Origin of the sequence: Robertmurraya siralis (assembly GCF_005502275.1) — a bacterium.
Lineage (GTDB): Bacteria > Bacillota > Bacilli > Bacillales > Cytobacillaceae > Robertmurraya > Robertmurraya siralis.
Genome location: NZ_SWLZ01000013.1, coordinates 55860 through 71679, shown reverse-complemented (window position 1 = coordinate 71679; position 15820 = coordinate 55860). Strand labels below are relative to the sequence as shown.

Below are 15820 nucleotides of genomic sequence, written 5' to 3'. Positions count from 1 at the left end.
CTGTCAGTGTGAAGGAACAAATCCGTTCCCGTTTTACCGAAGGCAATTTTCGCTATCCGGCCGGTGCTGTTCCAGCCGATACAATGATTGAGTTTGAAATAGAAATCTCTAGAGTTCAATCGATAAGGAAAGCGACGCTAGTATGGATTGACGATGAGGAAAATTGTTACGAATATCTGAAAATGGACTGGAGCGGAATAAAGCGTGGGCAGGACGTCTATACAAAAACGATTAAGGTGAATAAGCGAGGATTGAACTGGTATTACTTTCAACTAGAGACATTATCGCAAACTTTTTATGTTGGAAAAGAAGGGGTGTCAGTCGTTGTTGCCAATCATGAGCCCCCGTCTTGGCCGCTAATCGTGTATGATCGCCATTTTACAACACCTAATTGGATAAAAGGTGGCATTATTTATCATATTTTTGTAGATCGTTTTGCACGGGCAGGAGTTTCAACACCGAAGGAGAATATCGTCTTTCGCGAGGATTGGGGTGGTATCCCTGTGTATATGCCAAATGAGGAGGGAGAGATTGTCAACAATGATTTTTTTGGCGGAAACTTGAAGGGGATACTAGGAAAATTGGATTATCTTGAACAATTAGGGGTAACGTGCATCTATTTAAGTCCCATTTTCGAAGCCTACTCCAATCATAAATATGATACGGGAGATTATACCAAAAATCGATTCGATGTTTGGTTCTATTGAGGAATTTCACTTGCTTTGTAAAGAAGGAAGAAAACGGGGGATTCGAATTGTTTTGGATGGTGTGTTTAATCATACCGGCTCCGATAGCGTCTATTTTAATAAGAAGGGAACCTTCGATAGTGTTGGGGCATTTCAATCGAAAGAATCACCATATTTCTCGTGGTATACCTTTATTGAATATCCAGACAAATATGAGAGCTGGTGGGGAATTGATACTTTACCAGCCGTTAATGAGGAAGATCCTGATTTTCTGCAATTTATTACGGGGATGGAGGGAATTGCACGGAAATGGTTACAGCTTGGGGCATCAGGATGGAGGCTTGATGTGCTAGATGAATTGCCTGATTCCTTTATCGAGGCTTTTCGCAGAGCAGCCAAAAGTTATGAACAAGACACACTGTTAATTGGTGAAGTTTGGGAAGACGCTTCCTATAAAATATCCTATGGAAAGCGTCGTCGCTATTTATTGGGGGAACAAATGGACAGCATTATGAATTATCCTTTTATGAATGGAATTATCCAATTTGTACGAAACGGTGATGCTGAAAAGCTTCATGAAGTTGTAACCACTATATTGCAACATTATCCTTCCTGTGTTGTTCATTGTTTGATGAACATGCTTGGCACACATGATACAAAAAGAATTTTAACGGCATTGGGCGAGAAGAATGTTCAAGAATTACCGCGGGAACTGCAGGCGCAAATGAAAATGTCAGCGAGCGAGCGTCAGGAAGCAATTCGTTTGTTAAAAATGGCCAGTCTAATCCAAATGACGTTACCGGGTGTACCGTGCATTTATTATGGCGATGAAGCAGGTTTGGAAGGCTATGAGGACCCCTTTAATCGCCGCTGCTTTCCGTGGGGGAAAGAAGAAAAGACATTGCAACATTGGTACGAAAGATTAGGAACAATTCGTAAGCAATGGGATGTCTTTAAAGAAGGCCAATATAAAACGCTTTATGCAAAAGAGCAGGTGTATCTTTTTCAAAGATATAATGGTTTAGAAAAAGTAATTGTGGGTGTAAACCGCTCCGATACCCCTTTTCAATTTGAAATCGCTACTCCATACGTCGATTTATTACAAAATAGAGATGTCAGTGATGAATATATGATGAAACCGAATACAGTTTGTTTTTTAGGGAAAAAGCTGTAGCTAGTCCTTCGCTCTATTGCTGAGTGAAGGATTTTTTTCGTAAAAAATGGATTGAGTATGACATTTATCATGTATGCACCATGACAACTATGTCTAGTATAATTTATAGCCTTTGTTATGATTAAAAAAAACAAATGACGAAGGGATGCAAGTGCATGATAAAAGAAAAGCAAAGAAGTCTTCGAAAACAAATGGCTCCATTTGAAAAATCCACCACAAAAAATAGTATCCTTCAGATTGGGAATACAATTTTGCCATTCTTTTTATTGTGGATACTAGCTTATCAATCCTTATCCATTTCATATGTGTTAACCGTTATTTTGTCAGTAATCGCTGCAGGTTTTTTAGTGAGAGTGTTCATCATCTTCCATGATTGCTGTCACTACTCTTTTTTCAAAAACCGCAAAGCGAATGATATTCTAGGAACGATTACTGGAATATTAACATTATTCCCTTATCGTCAATGGCAGCATGACCATTCTGTACATCATGCTACAAGTTCAAATTTAGATAAGCGTGGTACAGGCGATATATGGATGTTAACGGTTGATGAATATTTAGAGGCAGACAGATGGACAAAAATGAAATATCGCTTGTATCGTAATCCGTTTGTGATGTTTGTTTTAGGTCCGATTTATAAATTCTTAATTGAAAACCGCTTTAACCGTAAAGGGGCACGTAAAAAAGAGCGAATCAATACGTATGTAACGAACGTAGCGATTGTGGGGCTAGTTGTTTTGCTATCTTTTACTCTTGGCTGGCAGTCATTCCTCCTCATTCAAGGAACGATTTTCATGGTTTCAGGCGCAGCGGGAATTTGGTTGTTTTATGTCCAGCACACATTCGAGGATTCTTATTTTGAGGAAGATGAGAACTGGGAATATGTTCGAGCGGCAGTTGAAGGGAGTTCTTTTTACAAGCTTCCAAAGGCATTGCAATGGTTCACAGGTAATATTGGTTACCACCATGTTCACCATTTAAGCCCGCGTATTCCAAATTATAAGCTTGAACAGGCACATGAAAACACACCACCTCTGCAAAACGTTCCAACGGTGACATTAGCTACAAGCATTGAATCAATTAAATTCCATCTTTGGGACGAAACAGAAAAAAAGTTTATAGGCTTTAAGGAATTAAAAGCAAAAAAAGCAAGTAAAGCAAGAGTTTCACCAGAATTATGAAAAATGGTGAGTCGTTCTAGAAATAGAACGACTATTTTCTATTTGAAATATGATAAAATTTGGAGAAAGTCATAAAAACTGAGGACGATTTATGATCAATAAGCAAATGCTCAAACAAAAATTTTCAGGGATTTCCCCTTATATATGGACGATTATAAGCATCTTGCCGTTTTACTTTATTTTTCAATCATCTTCAACAATTGAAATTATCGTTGGACTTTTGTTAACGGCAACATTTTTCATTTCGTATCGCTTTGCTTTTTTATCTAAAAAATGGCCAGTTTATGTTTGGACGGTCATTTTAATTAGCATATCGATGACAATGACGATATTATTTGATTTCATCTACTTTGCCTTTTATATTGCCTATTATAATGGGAATATACGGAATCGAATCGCATTTCTAACTTTATATATCATTCATCTAGTTTGTACCACTATTGCCATTAATTATAATTTAGTCATGCAAAAGAGTCTGTTTCTCGAGCAGCTTCCATTTGTGATCATTATTTGGATTAGCGTTATTTTACTGCCTTTTAATCTTTACAATAAAAAGAAACAGGGAAAGCTGGAAGAACAACTGGAGGATGCAAACAAGAGAATAGCCGAACTGGTGAAACAAGAGGAGCGGCAACGCATCGCTCGAGACCTTCATGATACTTTGGGACAAAGGCTTTCTTTAATTGGTTTGAAATCCGATTTAGCGAGAAAGCTTGTCTATAAAGATCCTGAACAAGCGAGAGCTGAATTAAAAGATATTCAGCAAACCTCTCGTCAGGCTTTAAATGAGGTACGGAAAATGGTGTCCTCGATGAGGGGAATTCGTCTAAGGGATGAACTGATGGAAGTGCGAAGATTGTTGGACGCAGCAGGAATTCAGCTCGTGATAGAACAAAAAGAGCCTTTAACAAATGTTTCGCTCTTTTTAGAAAATATATTAAGCATGTGTTTGAAGGAAATTGTTACAAATGTTGTCAAACACAGTAAAGCTTCTACATGTAAAATTTATATCTCACAATCCATTAACGACATTCGAATTGAGGTGTCAGACAACGGCATCGGAATACAAGAACGGATTGATGATGATAAAGGCAGCGGCCTTTTGGGAATTAGAGAACGGTTAGAATTTGTGAACGGGAGTTTAGAAATACTTACGAGAAATGGAACTATGATTATCATGACTGTGCCGAACATAAAAAATATAAGGGAGGGAATTAGAACATGATCAGGATTGTCATTGCCGAGGATCAACGTATGCTTCTTGGGGCATTAGGCTCCTTGCTTAACCTGGAGGAAGATATCGAGATTGTTGGGAAAGCGACAAATGGAGAAGAGGCTATTCAGCTCGTCCATCAATTGAAACCAGATATTTGTTTAATGGATATTGAAATGCCTGAGAAAAGTGGATTAGAAGCTGCTGAAGAAATGAAAGGACTTGATTGCAATATAATGATCCTTACGACTTTTGCCCGATCAGGTTATTTTCAGCGAGCGTTAAAAGCTGGAGTTAAAGGGTATTTGCTTAAGGATAGTCCGAGTGAAGAACTAGCAAAGTCAATTCGCGATGTCATGTCTGGGAGAAGGGTATACGCTCCAGAACTGATGGATGACATTTATGCTGGTGAAAATCCCCTTACTGATCGGGAGTTAGAAGTTCTTGAGCTGGTTGCAGATGGAAGGAATACAAAAGAAATTGCCGAGGAGCTCAGTATAAAAACCGGTACCGTTCGTAATTATATTTCGACGATTCTCGATAAATTAGATGTAAAAAACAGAATCGAAGCGATAACCCATTTTAAAGAAAAAGGTTGGTTTAAATAACAATTCATAACAAGTATGGAAAATGTATGAAATTATCTTTGTGAAGGGCATACTACTTTAAAAAGGAGTAGTGTGTATGGCAATTGAAGTCGGAACAAAGTTTCAAATTTCAAAGGAAATTATGGGATATTATAACTCAGCTAGAGCATTAACAATCACTAATATAAGTGGACAAACGGTACAGTTTATATTAGGTGATGGAAAGGGACACGGCTCTATGCCGCTTCAACACCTTCATTATCTGCTTAAAAGAACAGAGCTTACGCAGATCGCTAATAAAAGACAATTCATACATGATGTACAAACAGGTGAAGAGATTGGCTAGAAAGAAGGAGGGGTTTCCCTCCTTTTTTAAATCAGATTTTTTATTAATCGCTTTTCTTTATACATACTTTCATCAGCCTTTTTAATCATGTTTTCAAGGGTGATCGCACTGTTCGGTTCATATTGAAATAAGCCGTGGCTAACAGAGATTTCATAAAGTGTTGGTGATGTTTCAGCCAGCTGCTTTACGATTATGCTCCAGCGTTTTTTTACATCGTCCAGCTCCGCTCCTTTAAATACGATTATAAATTCATCGCCTCCATAGCGAAAAAAAAGGTCATCATCCTCAAGTGATTCCTTAATGACATGACACACCGTTTTTAGTAATCGATCTCCCTCTGCATGCCCAAAGCGATCATTGACGATTTTTAAATTATTTACATCGATAAAACAAAGAACAAAGGTATCTTTTATTCTTTCACTCTCCATTAATAACATTTTCAGTAGCTGAATTCCGCTTCTTCGGTTTTGAATCCCTGTTAATGGATCAATGGAGGCATGTTGGACCAGCTCCGCTTCCATTTCCTTTAAATCTGTAACATCGGTTACACCTGCGAGAATACATTCCTCTCCTTTATAGTCAATTAGTTCATAGTTTAGTTGAACCCATCTATAGTTTCCATTTGCCGTTTTTTGCTCGATGACTTGATTTTTTATAAAACCGGTTTTCTTGAGTTCTTCTATAATCGCTTGCCTTTGTTGTTGATTTTTATAAAATTCCTTAGCACGCATTTGTTTCAGATCTTTTTTATTAATTCCATAAAATTTAGAGGCACGATGATTCATTTTTAATAGTTCTCCGTCTTCAATTTTTGAAAGAATAAGAGGATAAGGGTTAATTTCAAATAGCTTTGCGAAATTTTCTTGATGAAAATAGTCTCTCTTTTTATTTGTGTAGAAGATGATTCCAATGATGAGAGCAACGATTACGGTTGCAGTTGAATTGATTTGCTTTGTAACTAAACTGGGTAAATCTTGCACGGTGTAATAGAGTCCGATATAAAATAGACTGTGTGAGAACAATAAAATGGCAGTGAGTGTCATGGGCTGAACTTGAAATAAAACGGCAACTCCGATAACGATTGTTATATAAGCATCGATATTGCCGCTTAAGTTTTGGCTGTTTAAAGAGCTTGCCACACCGAGTAGTAAATACATTGAAATGTAAGTATTAATTAATACATTTGCCTTTCTAGAGCTTATGAAAGTTTGTTTATTTTTTACCAGTCGGTAAATGCATATATATACAATTGAAATCAATAAACTTAGCAGATGAATCACGATAAGATTGGAGCGGAACAGCTTATTTTCCAAATGATTGAGCATGACAAAATCTGCGAAAAAATAATAAATGAAAAGGATTGTAAGGACGATCGATATAACATGTAGTCTTTTTAATAGCTGGCTGCTATTTTCGTGAATAAAATCAAGTGGCGCTTTCTTTCTGTGTATCGCGATGAAACGCTGTAATTTGTTTAATGAATTTTGCAAGAGTTTATCAATCCTTTTTTCGCAGTCTTACAATATTTTAGCATATACAGAATAGAATGAAATCTTTTTTGAAATATTGTTGTCCAGACGGTCTTTTCACTTTTGTGCATTAATAAATTTTACTATTTAGTTAATTTACAGAAAATTTCAATTAATCGTGCTATACTAAAAGTAGTGCTGTTGAATAAAATTCAAGTGGGAGCTGATCATTCGTTAGTAGTAAATAAGGGGGATATTCATGAGAGAAGTAGTCATTGTTGAGGCAGTAAGAACGCCAATTGGAAAAAGAAATGGTGCGCTAAAAAATATACGGCCTGATGAACTCGCCGCCCTGGTTTTGCAGGAAGTAATCAAACGAGCTGGTATACCCACAAATTTGGTCGACGACGTTATTTTAGGTTGCGTGTCACAAGTGGAAGAACAAGCTGTAAACATAGCTCGTACAGCTGCTCTTATGGCAGGTTTTCCTGTTGAAGTACCGGGCACAACGATTGATAGACAATGCGGTTCCGGACAGCAGGCTGTTCATTTCGCTTCACAAGCTATTTTAAGTGGAGACATGGACATTGTTATTGCCGGCGGTGTGGAAAGTATGACACGGGTACCAATGAATTCAACGAGAAAGGAATCTGTTTGGAGTTCGATGTTAACTTCGCGGTACGAAATGATTCATCAAGGCCACTCGGCTGAGCGAATTGCAGATAAATGGAATTTAAGTCGTCAGGAGCTTGATGAATTCGCTCTGGAAAGTCATCAAAGAGCAGTGAGTGCGCAAGGTGAGGGATTTTTTCGCGATGAAATTATGCCATTAGAAGTGACGCTTGATGATGGAACAAAACAGTTAGTGGACCTTGATGAAGGTCCGAGAAGGGACACGTCTCTTGAAAAACTGGCTTCACTTAAGCCTGTATTTAAGGTAAATGGCAAAATTCACGCTGGGAATTCCAGTCAAATGAGTGATGGAGCGGCAGTGCTGCTATTAATGTCCAGAGAAAAAGCAAATGATCTGGGACTTAAACCAAAATGTAAAGTAGTTGCTCGCACTGTTGTCGGCTCCGACCCTACGTTAATGTTGACAGGTCCGATTGAAGCAACAAAAATGGTGCTCAAAAAAGCTGGGTTATCCATTGAGGACATCAATACTTATGAAGTGAATGAGGCATTTGCACCAGTGCCGCTCATTTGGTTAAAAGAATTAGGAGCAGATCAAAAGAAGCTAAATCCAAACGGAGGTGCGATTGCGTTAGGTCATCCACTTGGAGCAAGCGGAGCAAGACTAATGATCACGTTGATGAATGAGTTGGAACGAAGTGGTGGTCGCTTTGGTTTGCAGGCAGTTTGTGAAGGTGGAGGCATGGCGAATGCAACCATTATAGAACGATGCTAAGAGTAAGATGCAGGCTCGAATGGGGGGAGTAATGTTTTATGAAACTGAATAATATGGTCGCAATCGTAACAGGCGGGGCTTCTGGATTAGGAGAAGCTACTGTCACAAGAATTATCGAAGGTGGAGGCGTTGCATCAATCTTGGATATAGCAGGTGATAAAGGCAAAGCACTGGTAGAGAAGCTTGGTCCGGATAAGGCTCTTTACATAGAGACAGATGTGACCGATGAAGAGCAAGTACTTGAAGCTTTAAATAAAACGGAGGAAAAGTTCGGAAACATCCATGTGGTCATTAATTGCGCAGGTATCGGGCTTGCGAAAAAAGTATTGGGAAATAAAGGGCCGCACGATTTATCAACGTTTACGAAAGTGATTCATGTGAATTTAATTGGAGCCTTTAATGTGCTTCGTTTAGCTGCAGAGAGGATGAGTGCCAATCTGCCAAATGAGGAAGGCGAGAGGGGAGTAATCATTAATACTGCTTCTGTAGCTGCTTTTGAAGGGCAGATTGGTCAAGCTGCCTACAGCGCCTCTAAAGGTGGAATTGTCGGGATGACCCTACCGATTGCAAGGGAGTTAGCTAAGTATGGCATTCGTAATGTCAGCATCGCTCCAGGTTTAATTGATACTCCTTTATTTGCATCCCTGCCAGCTGAAGCAAGAGAAGCGCTTGGGGCAATGGTTCCATTTCCATCAAGGTTAGGATATCCTGCAGAGTTTGCCATGCTTGCAACAAGCATTATCGAGAACCCGATGATTAATGGTGATACGATTCGGCTTGACGGAGCGATCCGAATGCAGCCAAAGTAAGGCTTCAGGCTTTGTCACAATCATTTTTCGCAATAAACGAAAAGAGACAATCAGATGACGAATATTGCCATCTTGATTGTCTTTTATTCTTATTTAGGAGCTGAGCGGTATGCTTGTGTTGCACGTATGTCCGAATACACTTACGATATGGACGCTCCTCCACAATTTTTTTGTTGCAAGAAGTTTTGCGCATGAAATGGTCAATTATTTGGTAATATCATTATGAAGATGACGATGATAATAAAAGTATTAGGAGAATTAATGAAATGTTAAATTATTCTGAATTACTATCAAAACAAAGAAATTATTTTCAAACAGGCGCAACAAAGAATCTAGCTTTTCGAATAAAGGCTTTGCAAAAACTCAATCAAGTTATTCGAGAAGGCGAGAAAAGGCTTATTCAAAGCTTAAAAGAAGATTTAAATAAATCTGAATTTGATGCGTATTCAACTGAGATCGGCATTGTTTTAGAAGAAATCCGCTATACTTTGAAAAATATTCGTTCCTGGGCAAAACCTAAAAAGGTGAAAACACCGCTCACCCATATTGGTGCTAAAAGCTATATTTATCCTGAACCATATGGTGTAGCCTTTATAATTGCTCCGTGGAATTATCCCTTTCAGTTGGCTGTTGCTCCGCTAATCGGGGCTATTGCAGCAGGAAATTGTGCCGTTATAAAGCCGTCAGAGCTCACGCCAAGAACTTCATTAGTGTTGGCTGAATTAATAAACAGCCATTTTCCGGAGGAATACATTGCCGTTGTCGAAGGAGGGAAGGAGACGAGTGAAGCTCTTTTAAAAGAAAACTTCGATTATATCTTTTTTACTGGGAGCGTCCAAGTTGGCAAGATTATTATGGAAAGCGCAGCTCAACATTTGACGCCAGTCACATTAGAACTAGGGGGTAAAAGCCCATGTATCGTCCACGTGGATGCCAATTTAAAGCTTGCCGCAAAAAGGATTGCATGGGGGAAGTTTATGAATGCGGGTCAAACCTGTATCGCTCCAGATTATGTATATGTAGATAAAAAAGTGAAGGATGAGTTTTTGGCGCATTTAAAAAGAGCGGTGAACGAGCTTTATGGTCAGGAGCCGTTGGAAAATTTACATTATACGAAAATCGTGAGCGAGCAGCATTTTAACCGGCTCCGATCATTTTTAGCGGAAGGAGAAATTTTCTATGGGGGAAAATCGTCAGAGGAGAAATTAATGATTGCTCCAACTGTTCTGACTGATATTACATGGGATTATTCTGTGATGGAGGATGAGATTTTCGGACCAATTCTTCCTGTTCTGGAGTATCGTCAGTTATCAGAAGCAGTAGAGGAAATAAGGAGCCGCCCAAAACCACTTGCTTTCTACTTATTCACTGAGAGCAGCGATGTTCAAAATCGGCTTCTTGAACAAGTCTCTTTCGGGGGAGGTTGTATTAATGATACGGTTTATCATATTGCAAACCCATATCTTCCGTTTGGCGGAGTTGGAAACAGCGGTATAGGAGCCTATCACGGAAAGGGAAGTTTTAATACTTTCTCCCATGATAAGAGTATATTAAAGCAAACGACTTTATTTGACATTCCACTGCGTTACCCTAATTTTAAGAATGGCTTAAAATATATAAAGATGGTTTTTAAATAGTGAACTTGGTGCATACATTGTAATAGCTGGACTTTTCTAGTTTAAGGAGGGGTATCCATTGTATGTACCAAAAGAGGTGGAAATTATTGAAGTCGGTCCCCGTGACGGTTTGCAAAATGAACCGATTCCGATTTCAAGCGCGAAAAAGAAACAATTAATTAGAAGGTTAGCAGATTGCGGCTTTTCTAGAATTGAAACGGCGTCATTTGTTCATCCAAAATGGGTTCCACAAATGAGCGATGCGGAGGAAATCGCTCGATTTTCACAGGAGCTTGGATTGACCTATCTTGCTTTGACACCAAATATGAAAGCACTTGAGCGCGCGATCTTTGTTCATGTTCCGCAAATTGCTGTTTTTATAGGGGCGAGTGAGACTTTTAATCGCAAGAACATTAATCGTTCCATTAATGATTCGTTAACAGAGTATAAGCGCTTGATTGAGCGCGCTAAAAAAGCGGGAATGTTTGTTAGGGGCTATGTTTCAATGGCTTTCTTTTGTCCATATGAAGGGGCCGTTTCATTAGAGCAAGTGCGAAATGTTTGTGAATCATTGATAAAATTTGGTGTCGATGAAATAGATATTGGGGATACAAATGGTCAAGCAAATCCGAGATTAGTGTATGAACGTTTTTTAAAGCTCCAGGAGTTATTTCAAGAAACAAGCTTTGTGGCTCATTTTCATGATACAGAAAAAATGGCATTGGCTAATGTCATTGCAGCATTACAGGCAGGGATTACGAAATTCGATAGTTCGATCGGAGGACTAGGCGGCTGCCCATTTTCACCAGGAGCTACAGGCAATGTGGCGACGGAAGAATTAGTAAATATGTTGGAAAAAATGGGCTGTGAAACGAACTTAAATGTCGATCTGCTTAAGCAATTAAGTTCGTTTGCCAAAAGCCTTTCAAGCCGTTAATTGTCATTAATTTGCTTGTCTAATAGATGATGGAATAGAAGCACAAAAATTAAATAAATTGTATAACCATAAAAAGAGTAATAGTGCTGCCAAATGTCATGATGAGTAAAAAAGCCGATAGACTCTGCAAACTTTTCAAGGGCAGCCATTAAGGTGCTGACCGTGATAATGAACATCCCTTTTAGCCATTTATGTAGCTTTAAAGAAATAAGAATGAATAATGTAGTAAAAAGTGGAAGAACTATTAGTGTAAATAATATATTGATTGTAAAGATAGATGAAAAAGGTCGAATTGGGAATGTGTATAACCCTATGCCTGTAAAAAATAAATCTAAATAGGTGCCAATTAAGGTAGCTAATAGAATCGTTGCTAAAATACTAACCGAGAAGTGAAACCGCTTTTTTGGCGATGGCGGCGAGTTCAAGTCTTTCAAGGCTTTTACAGTAGTCATTTTCGATCTCTCCATTTTCAGTTTTTTGATCATCTAATAAATAGTAGACGACTTTCCAGCTTTTATACCAATCTCCTAATTCAGCAGCTTCGTGTGTTTGATTTTTCCATGCAACAGTTAAATAAGGACTATAAAAGCGGTATGCCCCCGGGGTTAATTGGCAGCCTTTTAATCGCCTTTTTAGCTCAGTGCCGGGGACAACCTCCTCAATCGAGTTAAAAATATTTGGCCAATAATCCTTCCTTGAGCCAGTATGAGGTGTTTGTTTAGCCCATTGTAGCACTTGCTGCAGTCGCTTTTGGTCAGCGTATAAGATTTTATAAAGTCTTTTTCCTAAGAGAATGCGTTCATGCAAGCTTTGAAAATGATGAAGTGTTTCCCCGATGAGTTGGACGCGACCTGAAGACGTGAAGGGGAAAAGAATATGATTCATGGACAGGATGTCCTGTAGCATAAATTCCAATGAATCAAACACCTCTTTTTTGAAGGTTGGATGATGAATCACTCTTTTTTCTAAATAGCTTTGCTCATTAATAACTAACGATATTGTTAAAATGGAAGGATCATGGTAGTACCAAAAGTCATTCCAGATGGTTTCCATAAATTGAGAAACATGAAAAAAAGGTAGTAAATAAAAGAGATTTTTACCACTTCTTAAGCTTTCCTCATATAGTAGAAACTGCGGATAGGCATCTTGAAAGATTAGCCAATTGCCTCTTTCTAAAAAATTGAAGAAATTTAATGCTTCCGTACGAGAAAGCAGCCTAGTTAGAAGCCCTCCTTTTAAATCAGTCATATTCCAGCCTCCATTTCTGGAAACCATATGTCCTAAAAAAGCCCAATGGATTTCAGGATGTTTTAAATAGAAGTCTAGATAGGCCTTTGTTCTAGTCACATTATTTACATTCAGTTCTTGTGTTTGAAGTTGAATTTTTTCAATGATTTTCTTTTCGTTTAAAGAAGGAGTCTGCGGGAATTTTTTCGATTTTGCCCGCAGTTCTTTCTTAATGCGCTTTAAAGATTGTGGAAGGGAGCTAGGTTCGTTTTTGAAGAGCTTTCCCAAATTATTTCAACTCCTCCTTTATTTTGGCTGCAGATTGAGGCGAATGTTCAGAACAGTGTGCGAATATGTATTATAGAAAACGACTTCCTCTATTGGAGTGATGGGATTGAAAGATAAGGTCCATGATGGGATTAATTATTTAGTCAATATCCTCAAACGAGAGCAATCGGAATCAGGATCATGGGAGTACCCATTTGAAACAGGAATTTCAACAGATTGCTATATGATTATTTTATTAAGATCATTGGAGATTGATGATGAAAACTTAATCAAGGAGCTTGGGAAAAGGATTTTAAGTAGGCAGGAAAAGAACGGAGCCTGGAAAATATTTTACGATGAAGAAGGAGACGGCAATTTAACTGCTACATTGGAAGCCTATTATGCATTATTATATTCTGGTTATTATGAAAAAAGTGATAAACGTTTGAGGGCAGCTAGAAGATTTATAGTTGCTAACGGCGGTGCGCATAAAGCTCATTTATTTACAAAGATTATGCTGGCGATTACTGGTCAATATAAATGGCCTGATTTTTTTCCTATTCCGTTGGAGTTTATACTTCTTCCAACTTCTTTTCCTATCAATTTTTATCAGCTATCTGTCTTTGGTCGTGCGAATTTATTGCCAATTATGATATTAGCGGAGCAAAAGTTTATTTTAAAAACAGAGAGAAGCCCGGATTTGTCAGAGTTGTTTCTCCGAGAGGAGGAGGAAACGGAAGATTACTCGGAAGAATGGCGCGACTTTACTTCGCTTGTTACTGATGGACTTGAAAAAATAGTCGGCTTGCCAAGCCAGTTAAAAAAACGGGCCCGAACAAAAGGGAAACAATATATGCTTGCCCATATAGAAAAAGATGGGACTTTTTATAGCTATTTCAGTTCAACATTTTTGATGATCTTTGCGTTAATTACGTTTAATGATAAACGTCTTCAACCCATTATCAAGCGAGCTGTGAACGGACTAAAGGGCATGAGAACAACGATTAATGGATATACCCATATGCAGTATACAACCGCTTCCGTATGGAACACTTCCTTAATTAGCTACGCACTGCAAGAGGCAGGTATTTCAAGCGAGGACGAAGTTGTTGTAAAGGCTAACCAATATTTAATACAGAAGCAGCACCACTTATACGGAGACTGGGTCATTCATAATTCAAACGCTTCTCCTGGAGGTTGGGGATTTTCGAATATTAATACGATTAATCCAGATGTCGATGATACGACTGCTTCCTTGCGGGCGCTCGCACGCTCTGTAACGACCAATTTCAGCCATCGTCAAGCATGGGATCGAGGCGTTTTGTGGCTCTTATCGATGCAAAATGAGGATGGGGGCTGGCCAGCATTTGAGAAAAATACGAACCGTTCATTTTTAAAGCTGTTGCCGATTGAGAAGGCGGAATTTATTTTGGCTGATCCTGCCTCGCCTGATTTAACAGGTCGAACCCTTCATTTTTTAGGAGATTTTACAAATTTAAAAGCACCCCATCCTGCTATTCAAGCTGGGGTTCGCTCGATTCTGAGAAATCAAGAAAAGGATGGCTCATGGTATGGACGTTGGGGAATTTGCTACCTTTATGGTACATGGGCAGCGATTACTGGGTTGACAGCCGTAGGTGTGTTGCCGTCGCATACGGCGATTAGTAAAGGGATCGAGTGGTTAAAAAGGATTCAAAATAAAGATGGTGGTTGGGGAGAATCTTGTAAAAGCGACAGTGCAGGCAAATTTGTTCCACTTGTGAGCACTCTTACCCACACAGCTTGGGCAGTTGATGCCCTTATCGCTGCTTCGGAGCGACCGATGAAAGCTATTGATAAAGGGATTGATTTCTTACTTACTCATTTGGATCGTGAAGACTGGACAACGGCATACCCGAAGGGACAGGGCATGGCAGGCGATTTTTATATTCACTATCACAGCTACCGTTACATTTATCCTCTGCTTGCGCTTAGTCATTATAAAAATAAGTATATGGCTTCAGGTCATAAAAACATATGATGACATGTTTTTATGACCTGAAGTGAGATTAACTTTTGACGATTTTTGATGGGTTGTTTATCTTATATGGAACTGGTTCAGAAACAAGATATAGTTCTTCAACATCTTTTCCATTTGAGAGTTTCTTTTTGACGATTTTTCCAGCAAATTCGAGCTTATCTCCTGGAGAGAGTTCGAATTTTTTTAATGTTTTCGAGTGGCTGCACCAAGCTAGTCCAATTTCGATCACCGGTTCTTCCTCGATGCAGACGTTTTTCAAGATGACAACCTCATCATTTTCTTCATTAAAATGGTTCCAGCTATAGGAAAATTGTTGCACCTCTGCTGTGAAATGCACCTTTTCTGACGGAAGATCGATTTTTTTAGTTGATATCTTTTCCTTCTGAGGTGTTTTTTCATTTGCTGCTATCGTTTTTTTACTGCTTGGTGATTTAGTTTCCTTCTTTGAAACAGCGACCGGTTTTTCAGAATCAGCAGTTATCGATCTTGTAAAGCTTGGAGATTGCATCTCTTTTAAATAGGCCGGATGAATGCAACTTAAAGCGCCATCTTCAAATTCGATCACAATGGTATTGTAATCTTCATTATTGCCATAGATCTCATAGCCCTTTATCGTCACTTTGCATTTTTGTTCACTAGTCTTATACCAAAATTCTCTCTTCACTTCTTTTGTCGTTGACAGTCCCCATTCCTTCACTTTTTCAGTATAATGAGCATCATCTGCAAAGGTTTGAAATTCTCCTTTTGGCGGTAATAAAGTGGTCATTAATAACACATCCCTATATGAAATCTTCATTTGGCTTTTTAAGCAATTTCCATATAAATAGATTATCATGAACTTCTAATGATTCAAATCAAAGGATTTAGCTTGTGGGGGAAA

At 38.6% G+C, this 15820-nt stretch carries 15 protein-coding genes; 11 read left to right on the top strand and 4 right to left on the bottom strand.

The window, feature by feature from the left end:
* Positions 1–8: 8 nt before the first annotated feature.
* The 6 genes from FCJ93_RS15180 (at position 9) to FCJ93_RS15155 (ending at position 5187) form a co-directional block, all read left to right on the top strand.
* Positions 9–707 (top strand): alpha-amylase family glycosyl hydrolase, encoded by a 699-nt coding sequence (locus FCJ93_RS15180; protein WP_137744068.1) that lies wholly within the window; start codon positions 9–11, stop codon positions 705–707.
* 10 nt (positions 708–717) lie between these two features.
* Positions 718–1860: a glycoside hydrolase family 13 protein gene (locus tag FCJ93_RS15175; RefSeq protein WP_170211321.1), complete on the top strand. Its 1143-nt coding sequence runs from the start codon at positions 718–720 to the stop codon at positions 1858–1860.
* Positions 1861–2015: 155 nt separating this feature from the next.
* Positions 2016–3041 (top strand): fatty acid desaturase, encoded by a 1026-nt coding sequence (locus tag FCJ93_RS15170; protein ID WP_095306161.1) that lies wholly within the window; start codon positions 2016–2018, stop codon positions 3039–3041.
* Between the two features lie 91 nt (positions 3042–3132).
* The gene (locus FCJ93_RS15165) at positions 3133–4266 is read left to right on the top strand and encodes a sensor histidine kinase (protein ID WP_095306160.1); all 1134 of its coding nucleotides are present in this window, start codon (positions 3133–3135) and stop codon (positions 4264–4266) included.
* Positions 4263–4862 carry a response regulator transcription factor gene (locus tag FCJ93_RS15160; protein ID WP_095306159.1) on the top strand — a complete coding sequence of 200 codons (600 nt, stop codon included), beginning with the start codon at positions 4263–4265 and terminating at the stop codon, positions 4860–4862. The genes FCJ93_RS15165 and FCJ93_RS15160 overlap by 4 nt, the downstream gene beginning before the upstream one ends.
* Positions 4863–4938: 76 nt before the next feature.
* Positions 4939–5187 (top strand): hypothetical protein, encoded by a 249-nt coding sequence (locus FCJ93_RS15155; protein ID WP_095306158.1) that lies wholly within the window; start codon positions 4939–4941, stop codon positions 5185–5187.
* A gap of 26 nt (positions 5188–5213) precedes the next feature.
* Here FCJ93_RS15155 and FCJ93_RS15150 read toward each other — a convergent pair whose 3' ends face one another.
* Positions 5214–6677 carry a sensor domain-containing diguanylate cyclase gene (locus tag FCJ93_RS15150; RefSeq protein WP_137744066.1) on the bottom strand — a complete coding sequence of 488 codons (1464 nt, stop codon included), beginning with the start codon at positions 6675–6677 and terminating at the stop codon, positions 5214–5216.
* 238 nt (positions 6678–6915) lie between these two features.
* On the opposite strand from FCJ93_RS15150, the gene FCJ93_RS15145 reads away from it, so the two are divergent.
* The 4 genes from FCJ93_RS15145 (at position 6916) to FCJ93_RS15130 (ending at position 11426) form a co-directional block, all read left to right on the top strand.
* The gene (locus FCJ93_RS15145) at positions 6916–8064 is read left to right on the top strand and encodes a thiolase family protein (RefSeq protein ID WP_137744065.1); all 1149 of its coding nucleotides are present in this window, start codon (positions 6916–6918) and stop codon (positions 8062–8064) included.
* A 38-nt stretch (positions 8065–8102) separates the two neighbouring features.
* On the top strand, positions 8103–8873 hold the full coding sequence (locus FCJ93_RS15140) for a 3-hydroxyacyl-CoA dehydrogenase (RefSeq protein ID WP_095306155.1): 771 nt from the start codon (positions 8103–8105) through the stop codon (positions 8871–8873).
* Between the two features lie 266 nt (positions 8874–9139).
* Positions 9140–10510, top strand: coding sequence for an aldehyde dehydrogenase (locus tag FCJ93_RS15135; protein ID WP_137744064.1), 1371 nt, complete (start codon positions 9140–9142; stop codon positions 10508–10510).
* A gap of 58 nt (positions 10511–10568) precedes the next feature.
* Complete coding sequence (locus FCJ93_RS15130) at positions 10569–11426, top strand: hydroxymethylglutaryl-CoA lyase (protein WP_095306153.1); 858 nt, start codon at positions 10569–10571, stop codon at positions 11424–11426.
* On the opposite strand, the gene FCJ93_RS15125 is transcribed toward FCJ93_RS15130, so the two are convergent.
* A complete protein-coding gene (locus FCJ93_RS15125) occupies positions 11423–11878 on the bottom strand; it encodes a CBO0543 family protein (RefSeq protein ID WP_235879500.1) in 456 nt (151 codons plus the stop codon). The genes FCJ93_RS15130 and FCJ93_RS15125 overlap by 4 nt on opposite strands.
* Positions 11805–12941, bottom strand: coding sequence for a DUF2515 domain-containing protein (locus FCJ93_RS15120; RefSeq protein WP_095306152.1), 1137 nt, complete (start codon positions 12939–12941; stop codon positions 11805–11807). Before FCJ93_RS15120 ends, FCJ93_RS15125 begins: the two co-directional genes overlap by 74 nt.
* 100 nt (positions 12942–13041) lie before the next feature.
* On the opposite strand from FCJ93_RS15120, the gene FCJ93_RS15115 reads away from it, so the two are divergent.
* Positions 13042–14940 carry a terpene cyclase/mutase family protein gene (locus FCJ93_RS15115; protein WP_095306151.1) on the top strand — a complete coding sequence of 633 codons (1899 nt, stop codon included), beginning with the start codon at positions 13042–13044 and terminating at the stop codon, positions 14938–14940.
* A gap of 28 nt (positions 14941–14968) precedes the next feature.
* Here the strand turns inward: FCJ93_RS15115 and FCJ93_RS15110 are convergent, their stop codons facing one another.
* Entirely contained in the window at positions 14969–15706 is a 738-nt protein-coding gene (locus FCJ93_RS15110; protein ID WP_137744063.1) for a hypothetical protein, read from the bottom strand.
* Between the last annotated feature and the right edge of the window lie 114 nt (positions 15707–15820).